Annotated in this window: 27 protein-coding genes and 1 riboswitch; all 27 genes read right to left on the bottom strand. The window is 39.8% G+C overall.

All coding sequences use genetic code 11. The features are described from left to right. Position 1: 1 nt before the first annotated feature. Positions 2-2,449, bottom strand: a complete 2,448-nt coding sequence (locus tag OC530_RS08280; protein ID WP_000331160.1) for an ATP-binding protein — start codon at positions 2,447-2,449, stop codon at positions 2-4. Continuing rightward, positions 2,433-2,825, bottom strand: a complete 393-nt coding sequence (locus OC530_RS08285) for a conjugal transfer protein (protein ID WP_000723888.1) — start codon at positions 2,823-2,825, stop codon at positions 2,433-2,435. Before OC530_RS08285 ends, OC530_RS08280 begins: the two co-directional genes overlap by 17 nt. Before the next feature lie 88 nt (positions 2,826-2,913). Continuing rightward, positions 2,914-3,411 (bottom strand): antirestriction protein ArdA, encoded by a 498-nt coding sequence (locus OC530_RS08290; RefSeq protein ID WP_000342539.1) that lies wholly within the window; start codon positions 3,409-3,411, stop codon positions 2,914-2,916. Positions 3,412-3,527: 116 nt separating this feature from the next. Further along, the gene (locus tag OC530_RS08295) at positions 3,528-3,749 is read right to left on the bottom strand and encodes a hypothetical protein (protein ID WP_001009056.1); all 222 of its coding nucleotides are present in this window, start codon (positions 3,747-3,749) and stop codon (positions 3,528-3,530) included. A 42-nt stretch (positions 3,750-3,791) separates the two neighbouring features. Continuing rightward, positions 3,792-4,997, bottom strand: coding sequence for a MobT family relaxase (gene mobT, locus OC530_RS08300; protein WP_000398284.1), 1,206 nt, complete (start codon positions 4,995-4,997; stop codon positions 3,792-3,794). A 22-nt stretch (positions 4,998-5,019) separates the two neighbouring features. Next, complete coding sequence (locus OC530_RS08305) at positions 5,020-5,172, bottom strand: hypothetical protein (protein ID WP_000879507.1); 153 nt, start codon at positions 5,170-5,172, stop codon at positions 5,020-5,022. Positions 5,173-5,174: 2 nt separating this feature from the next. After that, positions 5,175-6,398 carry an FtsK/SpoIIIE domain-containing protein gene (locus tag OC530_RS08310; protein WP_262081069.1) on the bottom strand — a complete coding sequence of 408 codons (1,224 nt, stop codon included), beginning with the start codon at positions 6,396-6,398 and terminating at the stop codon, positions 5,175-5,177. A 28-nt stretch (positions 6,399-6,426) separates the two neighbouring features. Then, complete coding sequence (locus OC530_RS08315; protein ID WP_000985015.1) at positions 6,427-6,813, bottom strand: YdcP family protein; 387 nt, start codon at positions 6,811-6,813, stop codon at positions 6,427-6,429. Positions 6,814-6,828: 15 nt separating this feature from the next. Then, a complete protein-coding gene (locus OC530_RS08320; protein ID WP_000420682.1) occupies positions 6,829-7,143 on the bottom strand; it encodes a YdcP family protein in 315 nt (104 codons plus the stop codon). Between the two features lie 387 nt (positions 7,144-7,530). After that, a complete protein-coding gene (locus OC530_RS08325; RefSeq protein ID WP_172925425.1) occupies positions 7,531-9,963 on the bottom strand; it encodes an ATP-dependent Clp protease ATP-binding subunit in 2,433 nt (810 codons plus the stop codon). A 1-nt stretch (position 9,964) separates the two neighbouring features. After that, positions 9,965-10,423: a CtsR family transcriptional regulator gene (locus OC530_RS08330; protein WP_004261972.1), complete on the bottom strand. Its 459-nt coding sequence runs from the start codon at positions 10,421-10,423 to the stop codon at positions 9,965-9,967. Positions 10,424-10,541: 118 nt separating this feature from the next. Further along, the gene (locus OC530_RS08335) at positions 10,542-11,270 is read right to left on the bottom strand and encodes an ABC transporter ATP-binding protein (RefSeq protein WP_262081070.1); all 729 of its coding nucleotides are present in this window, start codon (positions 11,268-11,270) and stop codon (positions 10,542-10,544) included. Further along, a complete protein-coding gene (locus OC530_RS08340) occupies positions 11,270-12,277 on the bottom strand; it encodes an ABC transporter substrate-binding protein (RefSeq protein WP_112444682.1) in 1,008 nt (335 codons plus the stop codon). Before OC530_RS08340 ends, OC530_RS08335 begins: the two co-directional genes overlap by 1 nt. Positions 12,278-12,315: 38 nt before the next feature. Then, the gene (locus tag OC530_RS08345) at positions 12,316-13,074 is read right to left on the bottom strand and encodes an ABC transporter permease (protein ID WP_166736901.1); all 759 of its coding nucleotides are present in this window, start codon (positions 13,072-13,074) and stop codon (positions 12,316-12,318) included. Beyond that, positions 13,037-13,327, bottom strand: a complete 291-nt coding sequence (locus OC530_RS08350) for a thiamine-binding protein (protein WP_049513323.1) — start codon at positions 13,325-13,327, stop codon at positions 13,037-13,039. The genes OC530_RS08345 and OC530_RS08350 overlap by 38 nt, the downstream gene beginning before the upstream one ends. Before the next feature lie 68 nt (positions 13,328-13,395). After that, positions 13,396-13,498: riboswitch (TPP riboswitch) on the bottom strand. Positions 13,499-13,580: 82 nt separating this feature from the next. Continuing rightward, positions 13,581-14,699 carry a choline binding-anchored murein hydrolase CbpD gene (cbpD, locus tag OC530_RS08355; RefSeq protein WP_112444678.1) on the bottom strand — a complete coding sequence of 373 codons (1,119 nt, stop codon included), beginning with the start codon at positions 14,697-14,699 and terminating at the stop codon, positions 13,581-13,583. A gap of 87 nt (positions 14,700-14,786) precedes the next feature. Then, positions 14,787-15,053 (bottom strand): Veg family protein, encoded by a 267-nt coding sequence (locus OC530_RS08360; protein ID WP_000128619.1) that lies wholly within the window; start codon positions 15,051-15,053, stop codon positions 14,787-14,789. A gap of 1 nt (position 15,054) precedes the next feature. After that, on the bottom strand, positions 15,055-16,407 hold the full coding sequence (gene dnaB, locus OC530_RS08365; RefSeq protein WP_112444677.1) for a replicative DNA helicase: 1,353 nt from the start codon (positions 16,405-16,407) through the stop codon (positions 15,055-15,057). A 43-nt stretch (positions 16,408-16,450) separates the two neighbouring features. Next, complete coding sequence (rplI, locus tag OC530_RS08370) at positions 16,451-16,903, bottom strand: 50S ribosomal protein L9 (RefSeq protein WP_000864214.1); 453 nt, start codon at positions 16,901-16,903, stop codon at positions 16,451-16,453. Beyond that, complete coding sequence (locus OC530_RS08375) at positions 16,900-18,873, bottom strand: DHH family phosphoesterase (protein WP_262081071.1); 1,974 nt, start codon at positions 18,871-18,873, stop codon at positions 16,900-16,902. The genes rplI and OC530_RS08375 overlap by 4 nt, the downstream gene beginning before the upstream one ends. 203 nt (positions 18,874-19,076) lie before the next feature. Next, positions 19,077-20,015 (bottom strand): DUF561 domain-containing protein, encoded by a 939-nt coding sequence (locus OC530_RS08380; RefSeq protein WP_262081072.1) that lies wholly within the window; start codon positions 20,013-20,015, stop codon positions 19,077-19,079. 105 nt (positions 20,016-20,120) lie between these two features. After that, positions 20,121-21,038: an MBL fold metallo-hydrolase gene (locus OC530_RS08385; protein ID WP_050242826.1), complete on the bottom strand. Its 918-nt coding sequence runs from the start codon at positions 21,036-21,038 to the stop codon at positions 20,121-20,123. Positions 21,039-21,041: 3 nt separating this feature from the next. Further along, a complete protein-coding gene (locus tag OC530_RS08390) occupies positions 21,042-22,154 on the bottom strand; it encodes an acyl-CoA dehydrogenase family protein (protein ID WP_262081073.1) in 1,113 nt (370 codons plus the stop codon). 15 nt (positions 22,155-22,169) lie between these two features. Beyond that, on the bottom strand, positions 22,170-23,078 hold the full coding sequence (locus tag OC530_RS08395) for a LysR family transcriptional regulator (protein ID WP_262081074.1): 909 nt from the start codon (positions 23,076-23,078) through the stop codon (positions 22,170-22,172). A gap of 296 nt (positions 23,079-23,374) precedes the next feature. Continuing rightward, positions 23,375-24,028 carry a 3-oxoacid CoA-transferase subunit B gene (locus OC530_RS08400; protein WP_050242829.1) on the bottom strand — a complete coding sequence of 218 codons (654 nt, stop codon included), beginning with the start codon at positions 24,026-24,028 and terminating at the stop codon, positions 23,375-23,377. A gap of 1 nt (position 24,029) precedes the next feature. Then, the gene (locus tag OC530_RS08405) at positions 24,030-24,752 is read right to left on the bottom strand and encodes a CoA transferase subunit A (protein ID WP_050242830.1); all 723 of its coding nucleotides are present in this window, start codon (positions 24,750-24,752) and stop codon (positions 24,030-24,032) included. Positions 24,753-24,768: 16 nt separating this feature from the next. Then, positions 24,769-25,548, bottom strand: coding sequence for an enoyl-CoA hydratase/isomerase family protein (locus tag OC530_RS08410; RefSeq protein WP_050242831.1), 780 nt, complete (start codon positions 25,546-25,548; stop codon positions 24,769-24,771). Positions 25,549-25,899 lie beyond the last annotated feature (351 nt).

Consider the following 25,899-nt stretch of genomic DNA (forward strand, 5'->3'; position numbering starts at 1 on the left):
TTTACACCTCTTTTCGCACAGGTGGTCTGGTATCAAAGGCATGGAGCAGTTCTTCAAATACAGGGTGGAACTGTATCACACCGACACGACCATATAAATCACTGATAAGGCATTGCCCGTTTTCCAAATCACGCAATCGCTTCTGATTGTTTTCGTCCTCTGGGTCTACACCAAAAAAGGCTAAGGTCTTTTTAATCTCGTTAAGGTCAGTGGAACGAAATGCAAATTTTAAGCCGAGGTTATTTTTCAGTTTTTCATCTAAGAGGTCGTCTGTATTTTGGGTCACGAAATATACCCCAGCGTTCATAGCACGACCAGCCCGAACCAGCTTCATAGATAGTGTTTTTCCTTGTGCTACCTGTAAAAAGCTCCATGCTTCGTCTAAATCTACAATCTTGAAAATGCTTCGGTCTGTATGGATAAAGTCTAAAGCAAAGGTACTAATGACAATCAGCATAGCAACGGATAAAAGCTCCATAGTGGTATATTCCTCAAAGGAAGTTTCCTTGTCGGGAAGTACCAAGTCCGCAACCTGTATAATGTTCAGTTGTTTTTCTAAGCTGATAGACTGCTCCACATAACCATTACTGAATAATAAATGTGCAAAGTCATAGTCTGTAAAACTTTCGATATGGTCGGCTATACTGGTACTTAGTGGCGTATTCTCAACCCGTAATTCCTCAATCACTTTCATCAACCCTCGTACTTCACTATTGGTTACTGCACGAATGGCTTTTCTAAGGATTGGGAAGCGTTCCCCATCACGAGAGGAAATCCCCGTAAGGAATGTCAGAATATCAATAGCCAGTGATTCAGAATCTTTGGGATTTTTCATAATCACATAAGGGTCAAGTAAGCCTTTGTTTTTCTCATCAGAAGTCAGAGTGACGATATTGATTTCATGGGAAATCTCTGGCAAGGTTTCTTTCCATCTGCCACGTTCTGCTTTTGGGTCTACAATCACTGCTTGTGCCCCATAAAGCACCGCATAATAGACGATAAGGTTATTCGCAAAGGATTTACCACCACCCAGCGAACCAACAAAAGCCGACGCTAACGCATTGGTTACTGAACCCTTAACCCCTTGACTGGCAAGAGCAGGTTTCAGATAGACATTGCGTCCAGTATCTAAGCTGTAGCCAACATAAATCCCCTCATTTTCCCCCAGCATTTGAGTAGCACCAAAACCTAAACCAGCGAGGAAATCAGAGGTCACGTATTGAATATAATCATTCATATAACGCTTGCTGGCAGGTAAAAATTCTTCATGTAAGCCGAGCATATCCCCAAATGGTCGTACCAGTTTTACGCTTAAATCGTCATAAAAATCTTTCACTTCATTACAACGACGTTTGAGTTCGTCAAGATCATTTGCTGATACCCTTACCACATAAGACAGCTTGTACATAGATTCCTTGCTTTGGTCTAAATTGGTTTCCAGCTCATTCACACTTTCCAGAGCTTCCGCCACATTGGAGCTGGTTTCATTATCACTTTGCCAAGCGTGGTTATCCAAGTCTTTCAGTTCTTTCTTTTTATTGCGGACAGTAGATAGGGCTTTACGATTCGCTACAATTTCCACATTCATTGACGTATCAATCGGGAATGTAAATTGCTGTTGCTGGTAGTAGAAGATTTCAGAGGACGGGAAGTCCAGTTCTCCGACAATGCTGTTAATGGTAAAGTAAGCTACATAGACGGTTTCATCTTCCTGCTGGATTTTCAAATATCGCTGTTTTTCTTCCACCAAACAGCGAGTAGGCTTAATCAAGTCATAGTATTTAATCAGCGTTTCATTATCCAGCTTTTTCTTTGATAGATGGTACTCATACTCTTCATAGGCAGTGCCTGTCTGTCCGTAAAGGTGTTCAATCAGATAGCCGAAGTCGTCCTTATCTAACCTGCGGATTTTGAAACGACGAGAGATTTTATTTTCTAAGAGCTTTTCCATCTTCTGAAAACGCAGGATTTCATCATTACTCATACTAACAAAATCGCCCATCAGCTTATGGTTCACATCATAGACAAAATCAGACAAAGCATTTTTTGCTTCAACGGTAAGACTTTTCATAGAAAACTCCTGATCGTTGAGAAGCAACTTAAAGCCGATAAAGAAACGGTAGTTCACTTGATTTTCGCCAATCATGGATATTAAAGCGTCTGTCTGTTGGTCGATTTTGTCATAGGCAACCGCTTTGAGCTTGCCAGTGACTTCATTTTTGGAACGCTCTTGTGCAGAACGTATGCTGGATTCTGTACTGATTTGTAAAGCATGAATTTTGCCATCACGATTTTGTGCGATAAGCTGTCTGAAAGAATCATGCACTTGTATTTTCTGTTCTGGACTTAGAAATGAGTAATTGTAAGGAACAAGCTCATAGTAAGCATAACATTCCCCGTCTTTATTCCAGACGAGATTGTTTTCAATGTATTTAATTGGATATGCCATAAAATTCACTCCTAACTGCTGTAATGGCTTCTTGTGGCTGGTTTCTGCCAAGCGTTACTTTTTTTCCTGCATAGGTCAGCTTTGGTCGCAGTGCATAAGCAATGACAGACTTCAAAAATCCATAAGGCTTTTTACCATCAAAAGTTTTTGTAGACATAAACCATGTGAAAGCCACAGGAATCCCAAAGTATTTGAGAAATGCTCCCTCTATCATGGAAAGAGGGGGCAAGTTGCCAAGTATCATCACTGCAAAGAGTGACACGACAAACCATGTCATTTGCGTAAAGGTTATGGGAAACGGAAGTCTAAAATCATTGATAGAATACAGTACCTTTTCCACAGACCAGATACTGGTATAGCTTCGTATTTTCTTCATGTAATCAATCCTTTCATAAAAAATAGGGGTAGCTGATTGAGCCACCCCGTAAAATAGAAAATCTGCCAGTAGTAATGTACCGACAGATTTAATAGACGATTTCAAAAATCCCATGATTGGTTGAGATAAACGTTCCTGAAAGGTCTAAATCCCGACCATAGGCTTGATAATCAATATAGTTTTGAAGACTAGCTGGTACTTCGCCTAAAGCACCCGTTTCTTCAATGTAGTAGCGTGCCACGTCATACATATCATCACAATCGGAATGAATGATAATATCCTCTTGATGTTCGCTTAGTTCTTCAATGCTTGAAAAATGAGTGAGCAGAGCAGATAGCTCCGATTGTAATTCTTCGGGTAATTCCGATACCATTTCCCATAGTCGATTGAGTTCGCCAATGGAAGTGTATTCGTCAACCGTAAAGGGTAACTCGTAGTCATGAATGGCGTATTCCTCATATTCATCATTCAAGCCGATTTTCTCTTTGACTTCCTCAAAGTCAATGGGAAAGGTAAACCACGCACCGACCAATTCGCCCTCATTGTATTTGCCTAAATTCGCAATATAGACTTGCATATCGTCCATATATTCACGTCCTTTCTTTGTAGAGATTCAAAAATCCCTACCGCACTTCGTTTGGTGTACCATTCCTTTGCGGAACATAAGAAAACCACTTATATTCCACAAAAGAACGGTTTTATTTAAGCACCAATAATGCGATTGAATAGCTCTAGTAAAATGTCTTTTACTCCAGCAGCGTTGAAGACTAAGCCAACCGCAATAATCGCAATAATTAAAAAGCCAATCAGTTTGCTAAACTCACGCTTGAAGCCAAGATACAAGCCAATCACAACGATTGCTAAAAGCACCAGTGATTGAGCGTTTGATAGAAACCAGTTATAAAGGTTTTGTCCAAAATTCATAAAAATGTTCTCCTCTCTATATTCAATGAATTTGTATTTGAGTTATTTTTTTGTTGTTATCACGTCCTGTTCTTTTACTGACTGTTGCTTCAAAATCTGCTTGTGTCGGTCTGTCAGTTTCGCATGGTCGAGAATGTCTTTTACAACCTGCGTCTGGTTGATTTCATCAAGTTTAATCGCAACCTTTAAGGTCGGGGCAACTTGATGAGATAGCCAGTTCAGCGTCCTTTGGAAGGAGTAAGGCTCTGGTTTTGTGGTTAGTTTTAATCGTTCACGATTGTTCCCAATAAACCAAGCCCATTCTTCATTCAGTTTCCAATCAGAACGAGGTTTGGAATCGTCTTTATCTACAAAACGGATATACCGATTGATAATTTTAAAGGCGGTATGCTCTGGATTGTCATAGACGAGTAAATCACGGACTGCATAATAGGCACGCTCATTTTTCAATCGAATCTCAAAACGGTTTTTTACTTCTGCGTCTTCAATGGGAATATCATTTTTCTTGTACTGCTCGTAGTCCTTTTCATAGATACAGAAATAAACTTCACTTTGTAATGAACCGATATAGAGGGTGTTTCCCATACATTCCTTTTCCTCTTTGCGTACCAGTTCGCCACTGCGATAGCTTTTAAAACTGCGGAAGACGGAGATACATTCTTCCTGTTGGCACTTTTCAGTGAGTACAGGGATATTCAAAATCCCTGTCTTATCGTTAATGGCAAGGTCAAGGCGTTTCATCACACCGCCAGCCACCAAAACGTCCATAAAGAACTCATACCAGCTTCTTTGTTGTGCCAGAAGATAGCTTTCAAATTGTCTGCACCCACGACCTTTCAATTCCACCAGAACTCCTTTGTCCAGTTCATGGGAGCAAAGGACGAATATGTCGCCTAAAGCATAATGCTCTGAATAAGAATAGAAACCATAGTCCTCATGAAGAAAATAGGACAGTTTCAGTTGTAAGATGTTTTCGACCACCTGCTGTACGTCTGTTGTCGGAAAGCGAATCCTTACATAATCAAACAGCATTTCAAGGGGAGCGTCGGGATTGAAGCGTTCCAGAGCTTCCCAAAGGGACTGCTGTAAATCCTCTGATGGCTTGACTTTTCCTGTTTCAATATCGCTTAGATACTGCCTTGTAATACCAGTCGCAACAGCTAAACGGTTTTGAGATAGTCCATAAGCCAAGCGTTTTTCTTTTAAATGCTGTAACCAAGTTTGTTCATTCAGTAAAAATCCCTCCAATCAAAAAGGCGTATGTCAACTTTTAAAGCCCATTTGACATACGCTGAAATTTTGTAAATCCCTTGTAACCAAAGGATTTTCTAATGTTTTTTTGACTGTTTCCTGTCGATTTGTACCCCCCTGTTAGATACGGGGGGTTAAGTGCTGGCGTGGCTATTGCCACACCAGCCAGCAAGATCAGTCCACACCTGCGACTTCCGCTTCGCACGTCGCCTGCGTGGACTGTCTGCTGTTGGATAACTTTTTAATTTCCTCCAAGAAATCATATCCTTTTGGTACAAGGGGAGTATAAAACTCTGATATGACACTTGTTCCTACATCAACATAGCCACGACCTTTGATTCGCTTTAAGAAGAAATCCTTTTGTATGTCACTGCCAAACATCATGCCATAGCCCATTTCAGACATACGACCTAAAGCCACTCTGAAATTAAACTGATCACGGATTCCGTCGCCTAAATATTTTGCGTCTGGACGTTGACAAGCCAGTATTAGAAAGAAGCCAGCTTGACGACCTAACATGACAATCTGTTTCAGCTTATTCATAACTGCGGTGTTTTCTTTTGTTCCCAGCATTTCCATGAAAGCGACGTATTCATCAAAGATTAAGAAGTGTGCCGGGAGACCTAAGTAAGCATAATTTTTGCCAGTCTTATAGTTCTTCATCTGCTTCATTTCCTCACTACGTTTCATCATTTCTTCATAGAATGTTTCAATGCAAGAAAGCAAGTCTTCTTTTCTATAGTAGACATTTGCCATCACAGAACCTAAGTCCGCAAGGTCAGCATTTTTCGGGTCAAGAATATACAGTTTTGAATCTGTATGAAGCAAGGCTTCAATCAGTGTCAGTATAAAGTAAGTTTTACCGCCACCTGTACCACCAGCAATCAACATATGAGGGAGCTTATCATATTCCCACCATACGTTTTTCATTAAGCGAAGTTTACCATCTTTAGCTTCTACTTCATCAATAGAAATACGACTGGCTATGGTGTCATAGAGCAAAGTATATTCCACATAGGAATCCTTTAACTCTTTATCCGTCAGCTCACAGTACAAGCCACTCTCTAATTTCTTTTCCAAGTGTAAGAGTTGGTCTTGATATTTTCCCAGCGTGATTTCCACCCGTATCTGTATCAAGCCATTTTTAAGTCGATAATACATTTTAGGGAAGTAGGTTATCTTTTCCTTTGTACGACCAGCACTATCTTTAAAGAAAACCTCTGTTTTGACCTGTTCAGATTCATACCACTTGTTTTCAAGTATCATCTTTGCCAGTTTTTGACGGTGGTAAAGTTGTTTAACCGTATCATAGCGAACCCGTTTGAATACAAACGCTATCGTAAAATGAAAGACTAAATCTTTACCAGATGGGCGAATCCTTTTACCACGCTGTTTCATGCGAAAAAGTCTCCTTTCTACCTAGCGACTATTTGTCTTGTGTCGGTTCTTTCTTTGCTTGTGGTTGAGCTTTGAATGAACTAGAATCCTTTGTCAGCACAATATCGTCTGCCTTGATATACCAGTCAACATCTGCTCCTTGATAGGTGGCAGTAGCAACGGTGTCCGCAATGGGATTGATAAGTTCCACCCGTGCGTTATAATCAAACTCTTTCAAAGGCACGCTGGCAGGAATACTTACTTGAATCATGCGTCCTTGTCCTTTGGATTTTAAGTCATAGGTACGTTCCTTGATTTCATCTGAAACCGACCCGTCTTCATTTTGGATTCTCACTTCACGACGTAGAGCAGAGAATTTCAATTCTCCAAAAGTCGTGTCTTTATCTAATACAATGCCATTTGCTAATCTCATCATTTTTCCTCTCTTTCTTTATTCTTTTATCATGTCGTCAGCATGTAAAAGGTAATTTGTAAAACCACGAGTGCCGATTTTGTAGCCCTCTGCGGTAATACGTGGATTGACTAACTTCACACGTTCCTCAAAGCCGAAATGTTTTTCGCCAGCTTCAGCAGGAAGCACCACCACAATATCATCTGCTCTTTGAACATCAGAATAGAGATTATAGCTTCTTGATAAGACAGTTAGCCGTCCGTTGATTCTTCGCTGAACGACTTTATCCTCGCCAGCAAATTCTAAATTGCCGAATGTTTTTTCCATGTTGGGAATCACAAATTTAAGTTCCATATTTTTACCTATCCTTTCTTTTTTATTGGCTGAATGAATGTTTGATGGTCTTAAAGAGTGGGGAACGACCTTTTGATTCTTGATTTTTTGTTTTCATAAGTTCACTTCCTTTCAAAATCGGGTAAAAAAATAGACACCTCATTTTTTGAAGTGTCTACCTATTAAATATTCAAATTTTATTGGAAGTATCTTTATATCTTCACTTTTCAAGGATAAATCGTCGTATCAAAGCTCATTCATAAGTAGTAAATTAGTAGTAAATTGAGTGGTTTTGACCTTGATAAAGTGTGATAAGTCCAGTTTTTATGCGGATAACTAGATTTTTATGCTATTTTTTATAAAAAAGTAGCAAAAAAGAGAATCAAGATTTCTCCTGATTCTCCATTTTTATGCAATATCAAATTTTAACTGGCCTGCTTTGACACCAATCTTAAGTGTGCTGCCTGCCTCTAATTCTCCATTGAGAAGAAGTTCTGCTAACTTGTCTTCCACTTCTGTTTGTAGGGTTCTGCGAAGTGGACGAGCTCCCATCTCTGGGTCATATCCTTGATTGGCCAACAATTTCAGTGCGGAAGTTTGTAATTTCAAGTCAATACCTTTTTCAGCCAAACTTGCCACTAAAGGTTTGACCATAATCTTCACCACTTCCTGCATATGGTCGCTAGACAGTCTATGGAAGACCACCTTTTCATCAATACGGTTGATAAACTCCGGTCTATAAGCCTTTTTCAGCTCTTCAAACATGCGTTTTTCCATATTTTCCTGGTCAAAACGAATATCCTTAGCTCCAAAACCGACGGTCTTGTCATCCCGAAGGGCTGTCGCACCAAGATTTGACGTCATGATAATAATGGTATTTGAAAAATCGACCTTGCGTCCCTTGCTATCTGTCAAGACACCGTCATCCAGAACCTGCAAGAGAACATTAAAGATGTCTGGATGGGCCTTCTCTACCTCATCAAAGAGGAGAACGGAATAGGGTTTGTTGCGAACCTTCTCTGTCAACTCCCCACCTTCTTCATACCCCACATAGCCCGGAGGAGCTCCATTGAGACGGCTGGCCGCGAATTTCTCCATATACTCACTCATATCAAAGCGAATAAGGGCTGATTCGTCGTCAAAGAGGACCTCTGCCAGAGCCTTGGCTAATTCAGTTTTTCCGACACCCGTAGGCCCTAAGAACATAAAGGAACCAATCGGGCGCTTATGACTACGAATCCCTGACTGGTTGCGGCGAATCGCACGGCTAATGCTTGAAACTGCTTGATCTTGACCGATGACACGTTTGTGCAGTTCAGCTTCAAGATTCAGGTACTTCTTAGCATCCGTTTGAGTCAGTTTTTGAACGGGGATACCTGACAAGCGACTCAAGGTGGTCAAAATATCAGACTCTGTCACCAAGTCTTTATAGACAGGCACTTCCTCTTCTTTTGCGATTAGCTGAGCTGCCTGTTTCCACTTACCATCCATCAAGGCCTTGTCAGCTGGACTCAAACCAGAATCGTCTGCTTTTACATGCCTTGACTTATTTTGCACTGTTGCTGCTGCCTCATCCAAGAGATCGATAGCAGAGTCTGGCAAGTGACGACTAGTCAAGTAACGATGCGCCATCTTGACGGCTGTTTCAACCGCTTCATCTGTGATTTGCACACGATGATGTTTCTCATAAGTCGCCTTCAAACCTTGCAAAATGGTCATGCTGTCTGCAACACTTGGCTCTTCAATCGTTACTTTGGCGAATCGACGAGAAAGGGCCGCATCTTTTTCGATGTGTTTTTGGTACTCTTCCTGAGTGGTGGCACCAACCGTTCTCAAAGTTCCACGCGCCAAGGCTGGCTTCAAGATATTGGCCGCATCCAGAGTTGAGTCAATCCCACTACCAGAACCCATGATAGTGTGAAGTTCATCGATAAAGAGGATAACTTGACCATCTTCTTCAATATCCTTGATGATATTGTTCATGCGTTCTTCAAAGTCACCACGGAAACGTGTCCCTGCAACGACATTCATCAAATCAAGCTCTAACACGCGCATCTTAGCCATTTCCGTAGGCACATCCCCACTAGCAATACGCTGGGCAAGACCAAGCGCCAGAGCAGTTTTCCCGACACCAGCATCCCCAACCAAGACAGGGTTGTTCTTAGTCTTCCGACTCAAGATTTGAATCATACGCGAGATTTCCTTGTCCCGACCGATGACTGGTTCTAACTTGCCAAAACGCGCTTGCTCTGTCAAATCATGCGTATAGTCCTCGAGACCACCACTAGGAGTCTGGGGCATACCCATCATATTGGCCATAGAATTTTGTTTGTCAGCTACTGTACGATGGCGTTGGCGTAAAGCCTTGAGGTCTTCACGAGTCCAGCCTGCCCGTTCTTCTAGATTTCGACGAAGGGCAGCAATCTTGACCTGATCTTTCTTGTCTTCATAAGAAAAACCAGCTCTCTCCAAGATACGAGTTGCCAAGGCATTGCCATCATGCAAAATCGCATAGAGGACATGCTCTGTCCCCAGCACCTTAGCATGAACCACTGACGCTACATATTCGGCTTCATCAAAGAGAACCTGCAAACGATGAGAAAACGGCAATTCCGTAAAGGTTTCATCCTGGCTATAGTCCGTTTCAGTCAGTTCCAAAGCGACTTCTTCTAAACGGTCCATCTCATATGGATAATCATTTAAAGTCGCCCCTGCCACACTATAACTGTGATTGGACATGGCAATCAACAAGTGCCAAGACTCTAGATAACGAGCTCCAAAATGGCCAGCCACCATGTAGGCACTTTCGATACATTCATTCAATGCTTTTGAATAGTTCATCTTACTTCCCTTTTCTATCTACCTCTTGTATGACCTGTCGTAGCATATTAGCACGAACAACTGGAGCTTCTTCTCCTAGAACGCGATCCAAAGCTACTGCTACCAGCAAATTCATCTCCTGCTTGGTCATCAATTCCTGCTCAACCAAAAGCTGTAGAATATCCTCATAAATTTCTTGACTGACCCGCTCACCAATTGAGTAAAGCAGCTCCCTGAGCATTTCATGATGACTAGAAAACTCAATCCGTCCTATACGAATGTAGCCTCCGCCACCACGCTTACTTTCAACCAAGTAGCCTCTACTTTCCGTAAAGCGTGTCTTGATCACATAGTTGATCTGACTAGGAACAACCTGAAAGGTATCTGCCAACTGACTCCGTTGCAACTCCACAATTCCAGATTGATCTAAAATCGCCTTGATGTAGGCCTCAATATGATCCGATGTATTTTTAAATCTCATTACAAACCCACCTCTCTCTTTAAACCTTGACTATCTTTGACTATTATACCGAAATTTTCTCATTTTTAAAAGAAAAAGGGCGCTGGTAAAGGATAATCTTCACCAACTCCCTATTTTTCTACTTATCCAAGCCTAATTCTACCAAGATTTGACGTTTGTAGGCAATCTTTTGGACTTCCTTGTCCTCTTCTTCAGACCAATCTAGTTTAATTTCTGAAACAATCTGCCCAGGGCGATTTTTCAAAATATAGATGCGGTCGCTGAGATTAAGGGCCTCCTCGATACTGTGAGTAATAATCAAGGTTGTTAGCTGCAACTGCTTGTGAATTTCAAGATACCAAGCATGGAGTTCCATCTTGGTCATCTCATCCAAAGCGCTAAAGGCCTCATCCAAGAGAAAGAGCTTGTGCCCGAAAAGGTAAGTTCGAAGCAAGGCTACACGCTGACGCATCCCACCACTGAGTTCATGAGGGTATTTATCTCTTACAGCTGTCAACTGGAAGGTCGCAAGAATTTCATCCGCGCGGGCAATAGCTTCCGCCTTATCCACTTTTTGAATCAAGAGAGGAAGAATGATATTACCAAGCACCGTCTTGTGCTCCAAGAGCAGATCCTTTTGCAACATATAACTCACGCGCCCCTTGGGATTTTCTTCACCATCAAGGACAATTCTCCCTGACTGAACTTCTAAAATCCCCGCAATTAAGTTGAAAAGCGTAGTCTTACCAACACCACTTGGGCCTAGGATGGAAACCACTTCGCCTGAAGTCACCTGCAGGTTGATGTCCTCTAAAATCCTCTCTTGACCATAGGCATAACTGACGTGTTCTAGTCTAATTTCTGTCATTATTTCACAAATTCGTTGGTGAAGCCTTTGTCTGTCAAGTCTTCTTTAAGGATACCATTTTCTTTATCCCATTTGTAGAAGGCATTCCAGCGAGCTGCATCAAATTGACCCCATTTTTCCTTGTCGCTTGCGTATTCTTTTGACAAGTATTTTTGAGATTCGATAACAAAGTCACGTTTTTCCTTGAGTTCAGGTGCATTTTTGATGAGGATATCAGCTGCTTCTTCTGGATGCTCCATAGCATATTGGTAGCCTTTTTTGATAGCTTGGATGACTTTACGAGCTTCTTCTTTATTATCTTTCAAATAGTCGTTGTTTGCGATGATGACTGGTGAATAGTAGTCAAATTCTTTAACGTAGTCTTTCAAGTACATGAAATTAGCATCTACACCTTGAGATTTGGCAAGGATACCATCCCAACCGTAGTAAATCCAAGCAGCGTCAAAGACGCCATTGGCAATCGGTGTGATCGAGTTTGAGTCGTTGTTTGGTACTTTTTCAACCTTCTCAAAGTCTCCGCCTTGTGATTCTACCAAGGTTTTCAACATAGCAAGTTCAGTTGGGTCATTCCAAGTTCCGTATTTCTTACCAACCAAGTCCTTTGGACTAGCTACATTATCAGATTTTCGAGAGATAATTCCAGATGTATTGTGTTCTACGATAGCTGCAACGGCAGTAATTCCTGCCCCTTTTTCCAATTTTTTAGCCATGTAGTCTTGGAAATAAACTGCAAATGGTGCCTTTCCGTTGATAACCAAGTCAGAAGAACTTTCTTCTGGTGGCAATTTCAAATCAACATCCACTCCAGCTTCTTTGAAATAACCTTTTTCCTTGGCAACATAAAGCCCTGTGTGGTTGGTATTTGGTGTCCAGTCTAGGATAAAGTCAACCTTCTTAAGTTCTGCCTCTTTGTTGTCTTTAGAAGCAGTTCCTTGACCACAGGCCACAAGCACAACAGCTACAAGAGCTGTTACAAGCGTTAAAAACACTTTCCATGTTTTCTTCATTTCAATTTCCTCTTTTCTTTTTCAGAAACATTCTAATTCTACGAACGTTTCCATTTAATAACATATTTCTCGCTGATATCGACCAACTTCATACCCAGAAGGCTGATAATCGATACCAGAATAATAATAGCAAACATGGTATCATACTGAAACAGTTTCTTGGACTGAATCATGTAGACACCTAGTCCTTCAAATCCTCCCAACCACTCAGATACCACGGTTGTGATAAAGGCATAGGAGACACTGACCCTCAGACCTGCATAAAAGTAAGGCAGACTGACTGGAATTTTAAAATGCCACAGGATTTGCCAAGGCTTGGCCCGCATCAGACTAAACAAGGTCAACATATCCTTGTCACAATGCCTAAAACCGTCCAAAATACTAACGATGATAGGAAAAGTTGTCGTCAAAATAATCAAGACAATCTTGGGCAGAATCCCATAACCTAGCCACAAGACCAAGATAGGAGCTATAGCAATGGTCGGAATGGTCTGAACGACCACCATCATAGGGTAAATCAAGTCATTGAGCCAAGTCAAACTGTCCATGAGCACAGCCATGAGACAGGCAATCAAGACTCCCAAAATTAGACCTAGCAAAGCCACTCTCAAGGTCGCCCAGCTATGGTACCAGAGAAATTCTCTATCACGAACAAAGGCCTGAAGAATTTCAAAAGGTGTCGGCAGGATAAACTTGGGGAGAAGTTTAAGAAAACCTGCTAACTGCCAGATTGACAAGACCCCCAGAAAGCCCAATAGACTAATGTGTCGTCTCAGTATACTTTTCAAGTTTCTCATCAATACTTAAAATCTCTCCTACATTTATTTTGACATTGGCAAAGACATTATCTGCCTCCTGCCCTGCCACTTCCAGCGCTTCTTTGAGAATGCGCATGAGCTCATCAAACTCCCCTTCCAAGACCGTTTCAAATGGTGTCACCACTATGGTCACTTCTTGAGCTTGTAGATAAGCAATGACTTGATCGATAACAGCAATCCGATCAATCCCCTGTGCTAGGGGTAAAACTTGCAAGGCGATGCTTGCTTTCATAAAAACCTCCTCTTCTCGTTTTCCTTTGACAAAAAGAAAAACCTTTACCATATATGGAAAAGGTCAAGAATAGACTAAGTATCGTTCCCTCCGCTGGCATTACCCAGATCAGGTGCGGTCGAAGTTTAACACTTCCTCTCAGACTGTACACAGACTCCCATATATTATATGGATATATGATAGCGCAAATTAAGAAAAATGTCAAGGAAACTGCTTACAGAAAAGAGCAGGAAACATTTCCTACTCCAATTTTCTATACTCGTTCTCCATCACTGTTTACTCTGTAGCCATCCACCGCCGTATTAACAGCTAAGACACCTGAAGAGTAAGAATAATACCACTTACCAGAAACTTGATACCAGCCTGTTTTCATTGCCCCTGAACTATCCAGATAATACCACGAGCCATTTTCCTTTAACCAGCCTGTCTGCATTTCACCAGATGATTTCAAATAATACCAGCTAGAACCATCTTTCAACCATCCCGTTGATTTAGACCCATTTGATTTAAAATGATACCAACTACCATTTATTTTCTTCCAACCGACAGTCGATCCATTATTTGAGCTATAATTAGAGCTATTCCCTGATTGGTTCTGATAATTTTGTGAAGAAGTCACTCCCTCTAGCTGGATATAACGACGACTTCCGTTATAAGCTGTATAACTCAACCACTTGTATCCATCTTTTTCGAGAATTTGATCATAATGAACCTTCTCCCCAGGATAATAGTAATCAATCGCAGTTGCGCTAGCTAGTGGCTGATTTTTGATAGCAGACTTAGACTTGAAATAATGTGTTCCTCCTGTTGAAACTGAGGTTTGACTATTCCCAACACTGCCACCAGCTAAATCTTTAAAATGAATAAATCCTGTCATCGTATTTGCTTTTATAATTCGTTTATTATAGGCTTCTGTATAACCATAGTTATATTCCTCGATCTCAATCTGATCTCCCATTACATTTGACACCCAGGCAACATGCCCATAAGTTCCTGCAGTAGACCAAGCAATAGAGCCAATCGCTGGTCTATTATCGACACGATAACCTTCACGACGAGCACGATAGCCCCATTCATTCGCATTTCCATAAGCCCTTGGAATCTCAAAACCATTGACATTACTCAAACGAAAGGCTGCAAAAGAAGTACACTGACGAGAATACATGCGCCACTGATCAATCTCCTGGCTCCCATTTTTATAATAAACAGGATAATCATCTCCACGCGCAATCGATCCATTTCCTCCAGAATAGGCATATACACTATCACTCGCTGCTAACATCAATCCTACTACTAAAAAAGGAACAACCTTTTTAGCTGATTTTCTGAAAGAAAACCTTGTCTCTGTTACTTTAAACGGTAAAATTTTCATTCTTCCTCCTTGAAAATAATATAAATCGAAGATTACCTTCACTTAAACTATTCGGAGAAAAAAGAAAAAGTGAGAAAATTTCTCACTTTAGTCCAGATAATGAATTAGATTTTTTTCTGTAAGGATATCTGAGTAAGTAAAGGATTCAACGTAAACATTAGCCTGTTTATCTCCTTCCACATTCCCAAATTCCACAATAAATAGGGATGGATAAACTTCAATTAACTTACCCAATCTATTTTTTTGACGCTTACGCCCATTTTCCAAGGTCATTTCAATTACATGACCCTCATGTGCCTTGATTTCCTCTTTGATTTTTTTCATCTTAGCTACATCTGTAAATGCATCTGTCATTTTATGCCTCCCTTTTTGAGATACTTGAAAATTTATTGTATTCTTTTTGGAAAATCAATTCCACTGTTCCACGAGCTCCACTACGGTTTTTCTCGATAATAACTTCCACCTTATTATTTGGGATACCGTCCTCTTCTTCACCACCACGCTCATAGTAATCGTCACGATAGAGAAAAGCTACGATATCAGCATCTTGCTCAATAGACCCAGATTCACGAATATCAGACAAGACTGGTCTTTTATCCTGACGTTGTTCTACACCACGAGAAAGCTGACTTAGAGCAATTACTGGAACTTTCAGTTCTTTTGCTAGGATTTTCAACTGACGTGAAATTTCTGAAACTTCTTGTTGGCGGTTTTCTCGCCCAGTTCCCGTGATAAGCTGCAAGTAATCTATCAAAATCAAACCAAGATTACCCGTTTCTTGAGCAAGTTTGCGTGAGCGAGAACGAATTTCCGTGATTCGAATCCCTGGCGTATCATCGATATAGATACTCGCGTTGGCTAGATTCCCTTGAGCAATGGTATACTTTTGCCATTCCTCATCAGTCAATTGCCCCGTACGGATAGAATGGGATTCCACCAAACCTTCTGCCGCCAACATACGATCCACTAGACTTTCCGCACCCATTTCCAGTGAAAAAATAGCAACCGTTTTGTCCAACTTGGTCCCAATATTCTGAGCAATATTCAAGGCAAAGGCTGTCTTACCAACCGCCGGACGAGCTGCTAAGATAATCAACTCCTCCTCATGAAGACCAGTCGTCATATGATCTAAATCACGATAGCCTGTCGCAATACCTGTAATATCAGTCGTTTGCTGCGAGCGAGCTTCCAGATTTCCAAAGTTGATATTCAACACATCTCGAATGTTCTTAAATCCACTTCGATTAGCATTTTCACTGACATCAATCAGGCCTTTTTCTGCCTGAGCAATGATTTCATCAGCTGGTTGCGAAGCCTCGTAAGCTTGATTGACAGACTCTGTCAACTTGGAGATTAATCGCCGTAGCATTGCTTTTTCTGCAACAATCTTAGCATAGTACTCCGCATTAGCAGAAGTTGGCACAGAATTGACAATCTCAACCAAGTAAGACAAGCCACCAATATTCTGTAAATCACCTTGATTATCAAGAATGGTACGAACCGTTGTTGCATCTATAGCATCGCCACGATCGGATAAATCAACCATAGCTTGGAAAATCAAACGATGGGCATACTTAAAAAAGTCCCGAGACTCAATATATTCTCGCACAAAAACAAGTTTACTCTCATCAATAAAGATAGCCCCCAAAACAGATTGCTCAGCTAAGATATCTTGAGGTTGTACTCGTAACTCTTCTACTTCTGCCATCAGACTTCCCTTCCTTTTACAATCTTGTCAAGAAGGTGTAAACTTATCCTTCTTTCACACGAAGATTGATTACACTTGTGATATCTTGATAGATTTTCACTGGCACATCAATCAAACCAACCGCTCGAATCGGAGCTTGTACTTGAATATGACGTTTATCAATCTTAATTCCAAATTGCTTTTGCAATTCTTCTGCAATCTTCTTATTGGTAATAGAACCAAAGGTACGACCATCTGGACCAACTTTTTCAACAAATTCTACAACCGTTTCTTCTGCTTCAAGTTGGGCTTTAATTGCTTTTGCTTCTGCAATCATCTCAGCGTGAGCTTTCTCTTCGGATTTTTGTTTACCACGAAGTTCACCTACAGCTTGAGCAGTCGCTTCTTTTGCTAGGTTCTTTTTGATAAGAAAGTTTTGCGCATACCCTGTTGGTACTTCCTTAATTTCGCCTTTTTTACCTTTTCCTTTAACATCTGCTAAAAAGATTACTTTCATTCTTCTTTCTCCTTTTCCTTTATTTCATTTAATACAATTTCTGTCAGTTTTTCACCTGCTTCCGACAAGGTTAAATCCTTAATTTGAGCTGCTGCCAAATTAAAGTGACCTCCACCGCCTAACTCTTCCATAATCCGTTGTACATTCAGTTTACTACGACTTCGAGCTGAGATAGAGATAAATCCTTGTGTATTTTTCGCAAGAACAAAACTCGCTTCAATACCTGACATAGCTAACATGGCATCTGCTGCCTTACTAATAACAACTGTATCATAGCATTTCGTGTCCTTAGCCTCTGCTATTAGTACATCTGAACCTAATTTACGCCCCTGTAAAATCAGTTCATTGACCTCACGATATTCTTCAAAATCTGTCGCAGCGATTTCTTGGATAGCAATACTATCACTTCCTCTCGTTCTGAGATAGCTAGCAACATCAAATGTCCGACTAGTCACTCGTGAGGTGAAATTTTTAGTATCCAGCATCATACCAGCCATCAAGACACTTGCTTGCATACGACTCAAACGATTTTTCTTAGAATTCTGGAACTGAATCAATTCCGTTACCAACTCACTGGCACTGCTTGCACCACTTTCGATATAAGTGATGACTGCATTATCTGGAAAATCCTGATCCCTTCTATGGTGGTCAATAACGATGGTCTGTGTAAACAAATCATAAAATTCTTTTGATAAAGTTAAAGCAGTCTTTGAATGGTCTACAAGAATCAACAAAGAACGATTGGTCACCATCGCCATTGCATCCTTGACAGACAACAACTTCGTAACTCCTTCTTTTTCTAAGAATGAAACAGCACGTTCAATATCTGGAGACATTTGTTCTTCATCATAAAGAGCATAGCTATTTTCAATCACATTGCTGGCGAACAACTGCATACCTACAGCAGAGCCCAAGGCATCCATATCTAAATTTCTATGCCCAACTACAAACACTTGATCCACACTACGAATCTTATCAGATATGGCTGTCATCATTGATCGAGTACGGGTACGAGTGCGCTTGATGGACGCAGCCGACCCACCGCCAAAGTAGACTGGATTTTTCGTTTCATCATTCTCCTTGACAACCACCTGGTCGCCACCACGTACTTCAGCCAAGTTTAAGTTGAGCAATGCAACTTTCCCGATTTCATCATGATTTCCATCACCATAAGAAAATCCCATACTTAAGGTCAATGGCAACTGTCTCTGTTTCGACTCTTCTCTGAAAGAATCAATAACAGAAAATTTATCGTTCATCAATCCCTCAAGCACCGTGTAGTCCGTAAATAGATAAAAGCGATCCATACTCACTCGACGAGAGAACATCATGTATTTTTCTGAAAACTCTGATATAAAATTAGCTACAAAACTATTGATTTGACTAATATCTGACTCAGAAGTTGCATCCTCCAAATCATCATAATTATCCACAGACACAACTCCAATCACTGGTCGACTCGTTACTAATTCATCTGTTATGGCTTGCTCCCTGGATACATCTACAAAATACAAAACACCGGAAGAAGCATCCATATGAACAGCATAACGCTTCTCACCCAGCTTGGCATAAGTAGACGGATTTCCTACTGAAGCCTTGATAATCGTTTGAACAGCTTCCAAATCAAAATCGCCATCTTCCTTGGTCAAAATCAATTCAGCATAGGGATTAAACCACTCAACCTCTCCAGAAGATAAATTCAATTTCATAACACCTACAGGCATCTGTTCCAATAGAGATGTCAAACTTTCTTCCGCTTGGTGATTTACATACTGTATCTGTTCTACATCACTCCTTGTATAATGCACTCTCAGTTTCTTAAATAAAAAAACATAGCCTCCTACAAAAAGAAACAAAATTAAAAGCGTCAACAGATGATTATTAACAAAAATAATGAAAGTGGATAAGACTCCAAACGCAATCAATCCTACTAGAATAGGAAAGACTGGACTTACATAAAATTTTTTCATTCCAAACCTCTTGGCACCCATTATACCATAATACCCCTCAAAAAGCGACTTTTAAAGAAGTTTATGGCTATTAGCATTAACAGTTTAGCTGTGAGTTTATACATTCAGTCTCTATTTCTTCTTGATTTGAACATAAAAAATAGAGGAAGAAGTAGTCATCCTCTATTTTCTTCATTAACGATAGTTTCTTTAACTAAAAGAGACTATTCTCCAACTTCTATCTGAAGACCTTTCAATCTTTCTTGTGCTTGGCTTACAATAGACTCTATAATAAACTTACAAGGTTTGATTTCTTTGACTAACCCCGCAATCTGACCACTCATCATTGAACCATTTTCTGTATCTCCTTCATAAACCGCTTTAGAAAGAGATCCGATAGTAATTTCCTCTAATTCCTCACGGTTAGTTCCTTTTTGCTCTAATTCAATATAATGATCAGTCATGGCATTTCGGATGCACCGAACTGGTGCCCCAGCAATCCGTCCAGTAACAGCAGTTGCCGTGTCATTTGCCTCCAAAATTGCTTCTTTGTACTCTGTAGCAATCGGACACTCATCTGAAGCTAGAAAAACAGTTCCCATCTGCACACCTGCTGCTCCTAAAGCAATGGCTGCAGCTAGTCCTCTACCATCCGCAATTCCTCCTGCTGCGATAACAGGAATCGTAACAGCATCTACAATTTGCGGGATAAGAGCCATAGTATTACTTTCTCCTATGTGACCACCTGCTTCTGAACCTTCTGCAATAACAGCATCAACTCCGAGTTCTTGCATTTTTTGAGCATGTTTCACACTAGCAATAACTGGAATAACCTTAATTCCAGCTTCCTTCAAATAAGGCATGACATGTTTTGGTGTTCCCGCTCCAGTTGTAACAACAGGCACTTTTTCTTCGATAATAACTGTAACAATATCTTTGATATTCTTCATCATCAACATAATATTGACACCAAAAGGCTTATCTGTCAACTTTCTTAACTCACGAATTTCTTCACGTAACTGTTCTCCAGTCATCCCACCAGAGGCAATAATTCCCAATCCCCCAGCTTCTGATACAGCTGCAGCTAATTGATAATGAGAAATTTGAGCCATAGCTCCTTGAAAAATTGGATATTTAATTTGTAAAAGTTTTGTAATAGACATGTGAATACTCCTTTATTTTCTGTTGCTTCTTGTTGGCGTATGGGTAGTCATCCCACCTGATCCAAGTCAACAAGAAAATGAAATCATTTGTCTCCTTATATACGACTATCCTAAAAAAATTGGTTTGCGATCTTGCCTATCTGTAAAAGGAATTATTGGAGGTCGAGAGCGTGGCACATAATCTACAAATTCTTTACCTTCTTTATCAAACTGGGCGACTGCTAAAAATTGATCATGATAAAAGAAAAATTTATAGTCATTTTCAAAAGCTTGACGGAGCCACTTCTCTTTTGCCAAGATTGATTTCATAGGGTAATCATCCACTGCAGGAACCCACAGAGAATTCCGATGAACATGTGTCAACATCAAATCTCCCATATGAATCATCGTATCCTTTCCTTGTTTCAATAGAATAATACTATGACCATTACTATGACCACTCGTACGAATCATTTGAATTTCTGGAATCACATTAATGTATTCTGAAAAAGTTGTTACTTGCTTTTCAATTGGTTCCCAGTTTTCTCTAAGATAAGTGCCTTTTGTCCGATTATTAGGATTTCGCATTTCATACCATTCGACATCGTTTACAATGATTTTTGCTTTGGGATACTTGGATACCAAGTCTCCAGAGACATCCCTATAGGTCAAACCACCTGAATGATCATGATGCATATGAGTCATGAGAACAACATCAATCTGACTAGTAGTCAATCCTAAGAGTTCCAAACTCTCCTCAACCCTGCTCTCTGATAAAATACCTAAATTTCGTCTTTGTTTTTCTGATAATTTAGCTGTATCAAAACTAGTATCAATAAGGTAATTTTTCTCCTTATATTGAATCAAAATTGGATCTGTTAGCTCAGCCATCATATTATCCTCATTGGTTGGATAATAGCGCGACCATACAACTTTAGGAACAGGGCCAAAAAGTGTTCCTGCATCAGTTAATTTATCTGCACCACGTAGCCAAGTCAACTTCATATCATGGAACTGATATTCCTGTAGTGTGAGATTTGTCATTCTTTACTCCTTTAGCCACTGACAGGCAATTCGCTTGCGAATCGAATCTCCTGATTTACCATACATTTCAAGCGTTTTAGCATCTTTTAAATACCGATCAATGGGAATATCTTCCACAGTATGCAAGGGGCTCATCAACCGAATAATATCCTCAGAAATCTCCAAGGCAACTTTTGTTGTATAAAGTTTAATCTGACATACAAACAAAAGTGCATCTCCCATGTTATCTTGATACGAATTAAAATACGCTTTTGCTGAACACAATTTTGTATACAAGTCTGCAAACTGATACTGATAAACAGTTGCATCTAGTAAACGCTTGCCAAACCCACGTTTAACTTTCACAAAAGACAATCCTTTTTCAAATGCACCTTCAGCAACTCCGAGGGAGACTGCACTAAGACCAAGCTGTAATTTTTGAAGAATATCATTCAATTGTTCAGCACCTGATAAGCTCAAACCCAATAATCTGTCTTGCGTCAGAAGCACATTGTCAAAGGCAACAGAACTGATGGGTAACCCCTTTAGACCTGGTTTGCTAATGTCATCACCAATAACAACACCTGGGTCTCTTGTATCGACTATGAAAAAACCAAAAGAATCTTTTCCCCCATCTGCTTCTATCTTCGCAAGTATCAATAAAATATCAGCAAATCGACAATTAGACACAATTGATTTTTCACCTGATAAACGCCAACCAGTAGCTGTTTTCGCAGCAGTAGTTTCAATTACTGACAAACTTTCCATGGATTTTCCTTCAGAGAATCCCAAGCCTACTAATCTCTCACCTTTTACTAATGATTCAAGATAGTGAGACTGCTGGTCTATGGTTCCAAAACGCATAAAAGGGTAGATTCCATAGTAAGCTTGAGTCAATAAAATTGTAGAAAATGCTGGAAAATACTTTGCAATCAGACGAATAAGAGTTAGAAAAGGTACAGTCGCCCCATCAAGCTGACTATCTACACAAGAGGAAAACATATTATATTTATCAATAAATTTAGAGAGTAACTCTCTCGGAAATTGATTTTCATCCTCCCTGTTCCTCAAATAGGGTAAAAGTAAATTCCGTAACTCTGCATCCAGTTCATGCTCCAAGGCATTATTATCAATCATCATCTTCACCTCAATTTAATTATCAGCAACAGGTTGGTAATAATCCCTCAATAGCTCTTCGTAAACATATGATTCAACCTCACTATAGGAAGATTTATATGGTCTACAAAACCAAATATTAAATGGAATCGGATCTTTAAAAGTCACTGCTTTAAAGCGACTACTATCTACTAGATGGCTAATCGGTTTAGGTAAAATCGCGATTAAGTCCGTTTGGTAAGTTGACTCCACCAAAAAGTCCCATGTAGAGGAAAGATAAGCAAATTTAGGAGAAATTCCCTGTGAAGCGAATTTTTCAGTAACCAAATCATAAGTAGTAAAGGACTTATTAAAAGTTGCTATCTCATAGTCAGATATATCTGACCATTCCAACAATCCTTTATCTGAAAGTGGATGATTTTTATCCATATAAGCAACATACTCATCCAGTTGGATAACATGCTGATCAAACTTCTTTGTATCCAACAAGGTAGGCTCAATCAAAAATGCTAGGCGCAAATCTCCTTCCGTCATTTTTTGACGAATTTCTTTTCCCCCTCCTTCTGTCACTTGTATATGGATATGAGGGTTATTTTTGAAAAATTGTGGAAGCAAACTAGCAAAATACACACGTAAAATCAAGGATGGAATTCCAAGGTTTATTGTCCCTTTTTGTTTTTGCGCTTCACTATGAATCATGGAAAGCATTTCTTCATGACGATTCACAATCTCAGTAGCAAACCGATAAATCTTTCTTCCAGCTCCAGTGAGACTTTCTAATCTACCATTTTTTCTATGAAATAACTGAACCCCTTCAGTCGCTTCAAAATTTGTTACAAACTGACTTAAGGCAGACTGACTGATGTGGATTTTTTTCGCAGCAATGGAAAGATTACATCCACATTCTATAATATTGATAAAATAATTCATTTGAATAATATCCACTGGCCAATCACCTCTCTTTCCTTCGCTACTATAGATACTATCTTTTTCACCAAACTTATACGCAAACAGGAAACTCTAAACTAACACAAGCTCAGTTCTATCTCCGTTATTTATACAAGCTACCCAATAATTAAATCTTATAGCAAATCATATAATTTAGAAATCTTTCAACCTCTTTTCATTAGGTATAGTCTGTTAGATAACTATTGCACTCTCATTTATAAATCGCTTACAAAAGTTATCAATATATATCATACCACACTATGAAAAAATATCTTCCTACCGATTGCTCATTATCAAATAGGCATGATTTTCAAATCATCTGAAACAATAACATCTCCGTCTGTCTTTTCAAGAACTTCCTCTAAAGTCACACCAGGAGCTAATTCCTTCAATAAGAATTTACCATCTTGGATTCCAAAAACAGCTAAATCAGTAATAATCAAATCCAATACTCCTTTAGCTGACAAAGGAAGGGTACACTCTTTCAACAATTTTGATTGACCATCCCCTGTCGTATGTTGAATCGCACCAATAACACGTTTTGCTCCAACAAGTAAGTCCATAGCACCACCCATACCTGGGGCAAACTTACCTGGAATAATCCAGTTTGCGATACTACCGTCTTGGCTCACTTCAAGTGCACCTAATACTGTAGCATCCACATGACCTCCACGAATAATCGCAAAAGATGTTTGCAAATCAAACAAGGCGGCTCCTGGCAACAAGGTGATTGGGGCACCTCCCGAATTTGCCAAGTTTGCATTGTATCCATCTTTGGTAGGGGTTTCCCCAAAACGAAGAGCTCCATTTTCTGCTTGAAGAATGACATTAACTCCCTCAGGGATATAATCGGCAGATGCATTTGGAATACCAAATCCCAGATTCACAACATCCCCATCTTTAAACTCAAGCGCCACACGTCTTGCAATAATTTCTTTTGCCTTCATTTTAGTTTACCCCCGCAAGTTTCTTAGTCTCTGTCCACAAATCACCCATCATTTTATGATGCTCTTCTGGAGACAATCCCTGAACAACATAATCGACAAGGATACCTGGGATGTAAATATCATTAGGATCAATTTCTCCCACTTCTAACAACTCATTAGTTTCTACAATGACTGTATTAGCTGCCAAAGCTAGCTGAAGTGAAATATTTTTTGTCGTACCGTCCAAGTATAAGTTTCCATACTTGTCTGCCTTTGTAGCCTTAATCAAAGCTACATCAATCTTCAATGGATCATAAATTAAATATTCTTTTCCATTGCGAGTAACCTTCTCCTGATCTTTTTCCAAAATAGTACCTACACCTGTTGGTGTCAATACTGCTCCTAGACCAGCTCCAGCTGCATGTAATCGTTCAACAACAGTTCCCATTGGAGTAAATTCAACTTCCATATTTCCACTGAAATACTCGTGTTGAGCTGCTGCAGACGTTCCTACGTGAGCTGCAATGTATTTTTTAACTTGGTGATTTTCACAAAGACGCCCCACACCGACTTCCTTACCAGGTTGAGATGTTACGACTGATACCAATGTCAAATCTTGCTGGTTTTGAGAAACCAATTCTTCAATCAATTCAAGTGGTTCCCCTACTCCAAGAAAACCTGAAATTCCTACTTTATCTCCTGAGTGAATCAAGGAAATTGCATCCGATAATGTTACAACTTGCATCTTCTATCTCCTCTTTCTATTTACGCTGAAACTCAGCTTTGCGTTTCTCAACAAAAGCGCGCATTCCTTCTACCTTATCTTCTGTTGAGAAGAGGAGAGCTTCAGCTTCTGTTTCTAATCGAATCGCATTTTTCAGTGGGAGTTCTGATCCAACTTGAATAATATGCTTGGCTTTTTCAACTGCCAAAGGAGCGTTTTTCATAATAGAGACTGCCAATTCCTCAGCTGCTGTCAACAATTCCTCAGCTGCCACCAATTTATTCAAGATGCCTAATTCATAGGCTTCTTGACCTTTAACCATTCTAGCAGTAAAAATTAGTTCTTTTGTCTTGCTGGTACCAATTAAGCGAGACATTCTTTGTGTTCCAGCAAATCCTGGAATAATACCTAGACCTACCTCTGGAAATCCTACAGTGGTCTTTTCGTAACCAATACGAATATCTGTTGATAGGGCTAATTCCAAACCACCTCCTAAAGCATAACCGTTTAGAACTGCAATAGTTGGTTGCGTTAGTTCAGATAGACGGGTAAACGTATCATTAGCATAGGTCATATAATCATGTGCTTGGATAGGAGACATTTGATCCATCTCTTTGATATCCGCTCCTGCAACAAATGCTTTTTCACCTTGTCCAGTCACAATCACAACACGAATATCATCACTTGCTTCAATTTCGTCTAAAACATGATTTAAGTCAGTCAAAACTTCTGAACTTAAAGCATTCAAAGCTGCTGGACGATTTATTGTAAGGTAACCAATCCCATTCTTCTGCTCTAATAAAACTGTTTTACTCATTATTCTGCTCCTACTTAATTTTTTTTGAGTACAGAGTACAGTGTCAACAAATACCGATACCAAATGTAAGAGCTTACATTTTTATGATAACTCATTTAAATCAATCCGTCTACTTAATCTTAGTTTATAATCCTATAAGTACAACTTATAGTTTAGTTTTGCTTCAAATAATCCCCATCAAATGAACGATAACAATCACATAAATACATATATGACCATTAAAAAAATAGTTCATTTCAACAATATCAACTACCTTAAGTCTAGGAAAATATATAGCGAAGTGAATCTGGACTAGTGCAATATCGTTTCTAAACTAATTGATTTGAATTCAAAAATTAAATTGTTAAATTC

Source organism: Streptococcus sp. Marseille-Q5619 (genome assembly GCF_946901205.1).
Taxonomy (GTDB): domain Bacteria; phylum Bacillota; class Bacilli; order Lactobacillales; family Streptococcaceae; genus Streptococcus.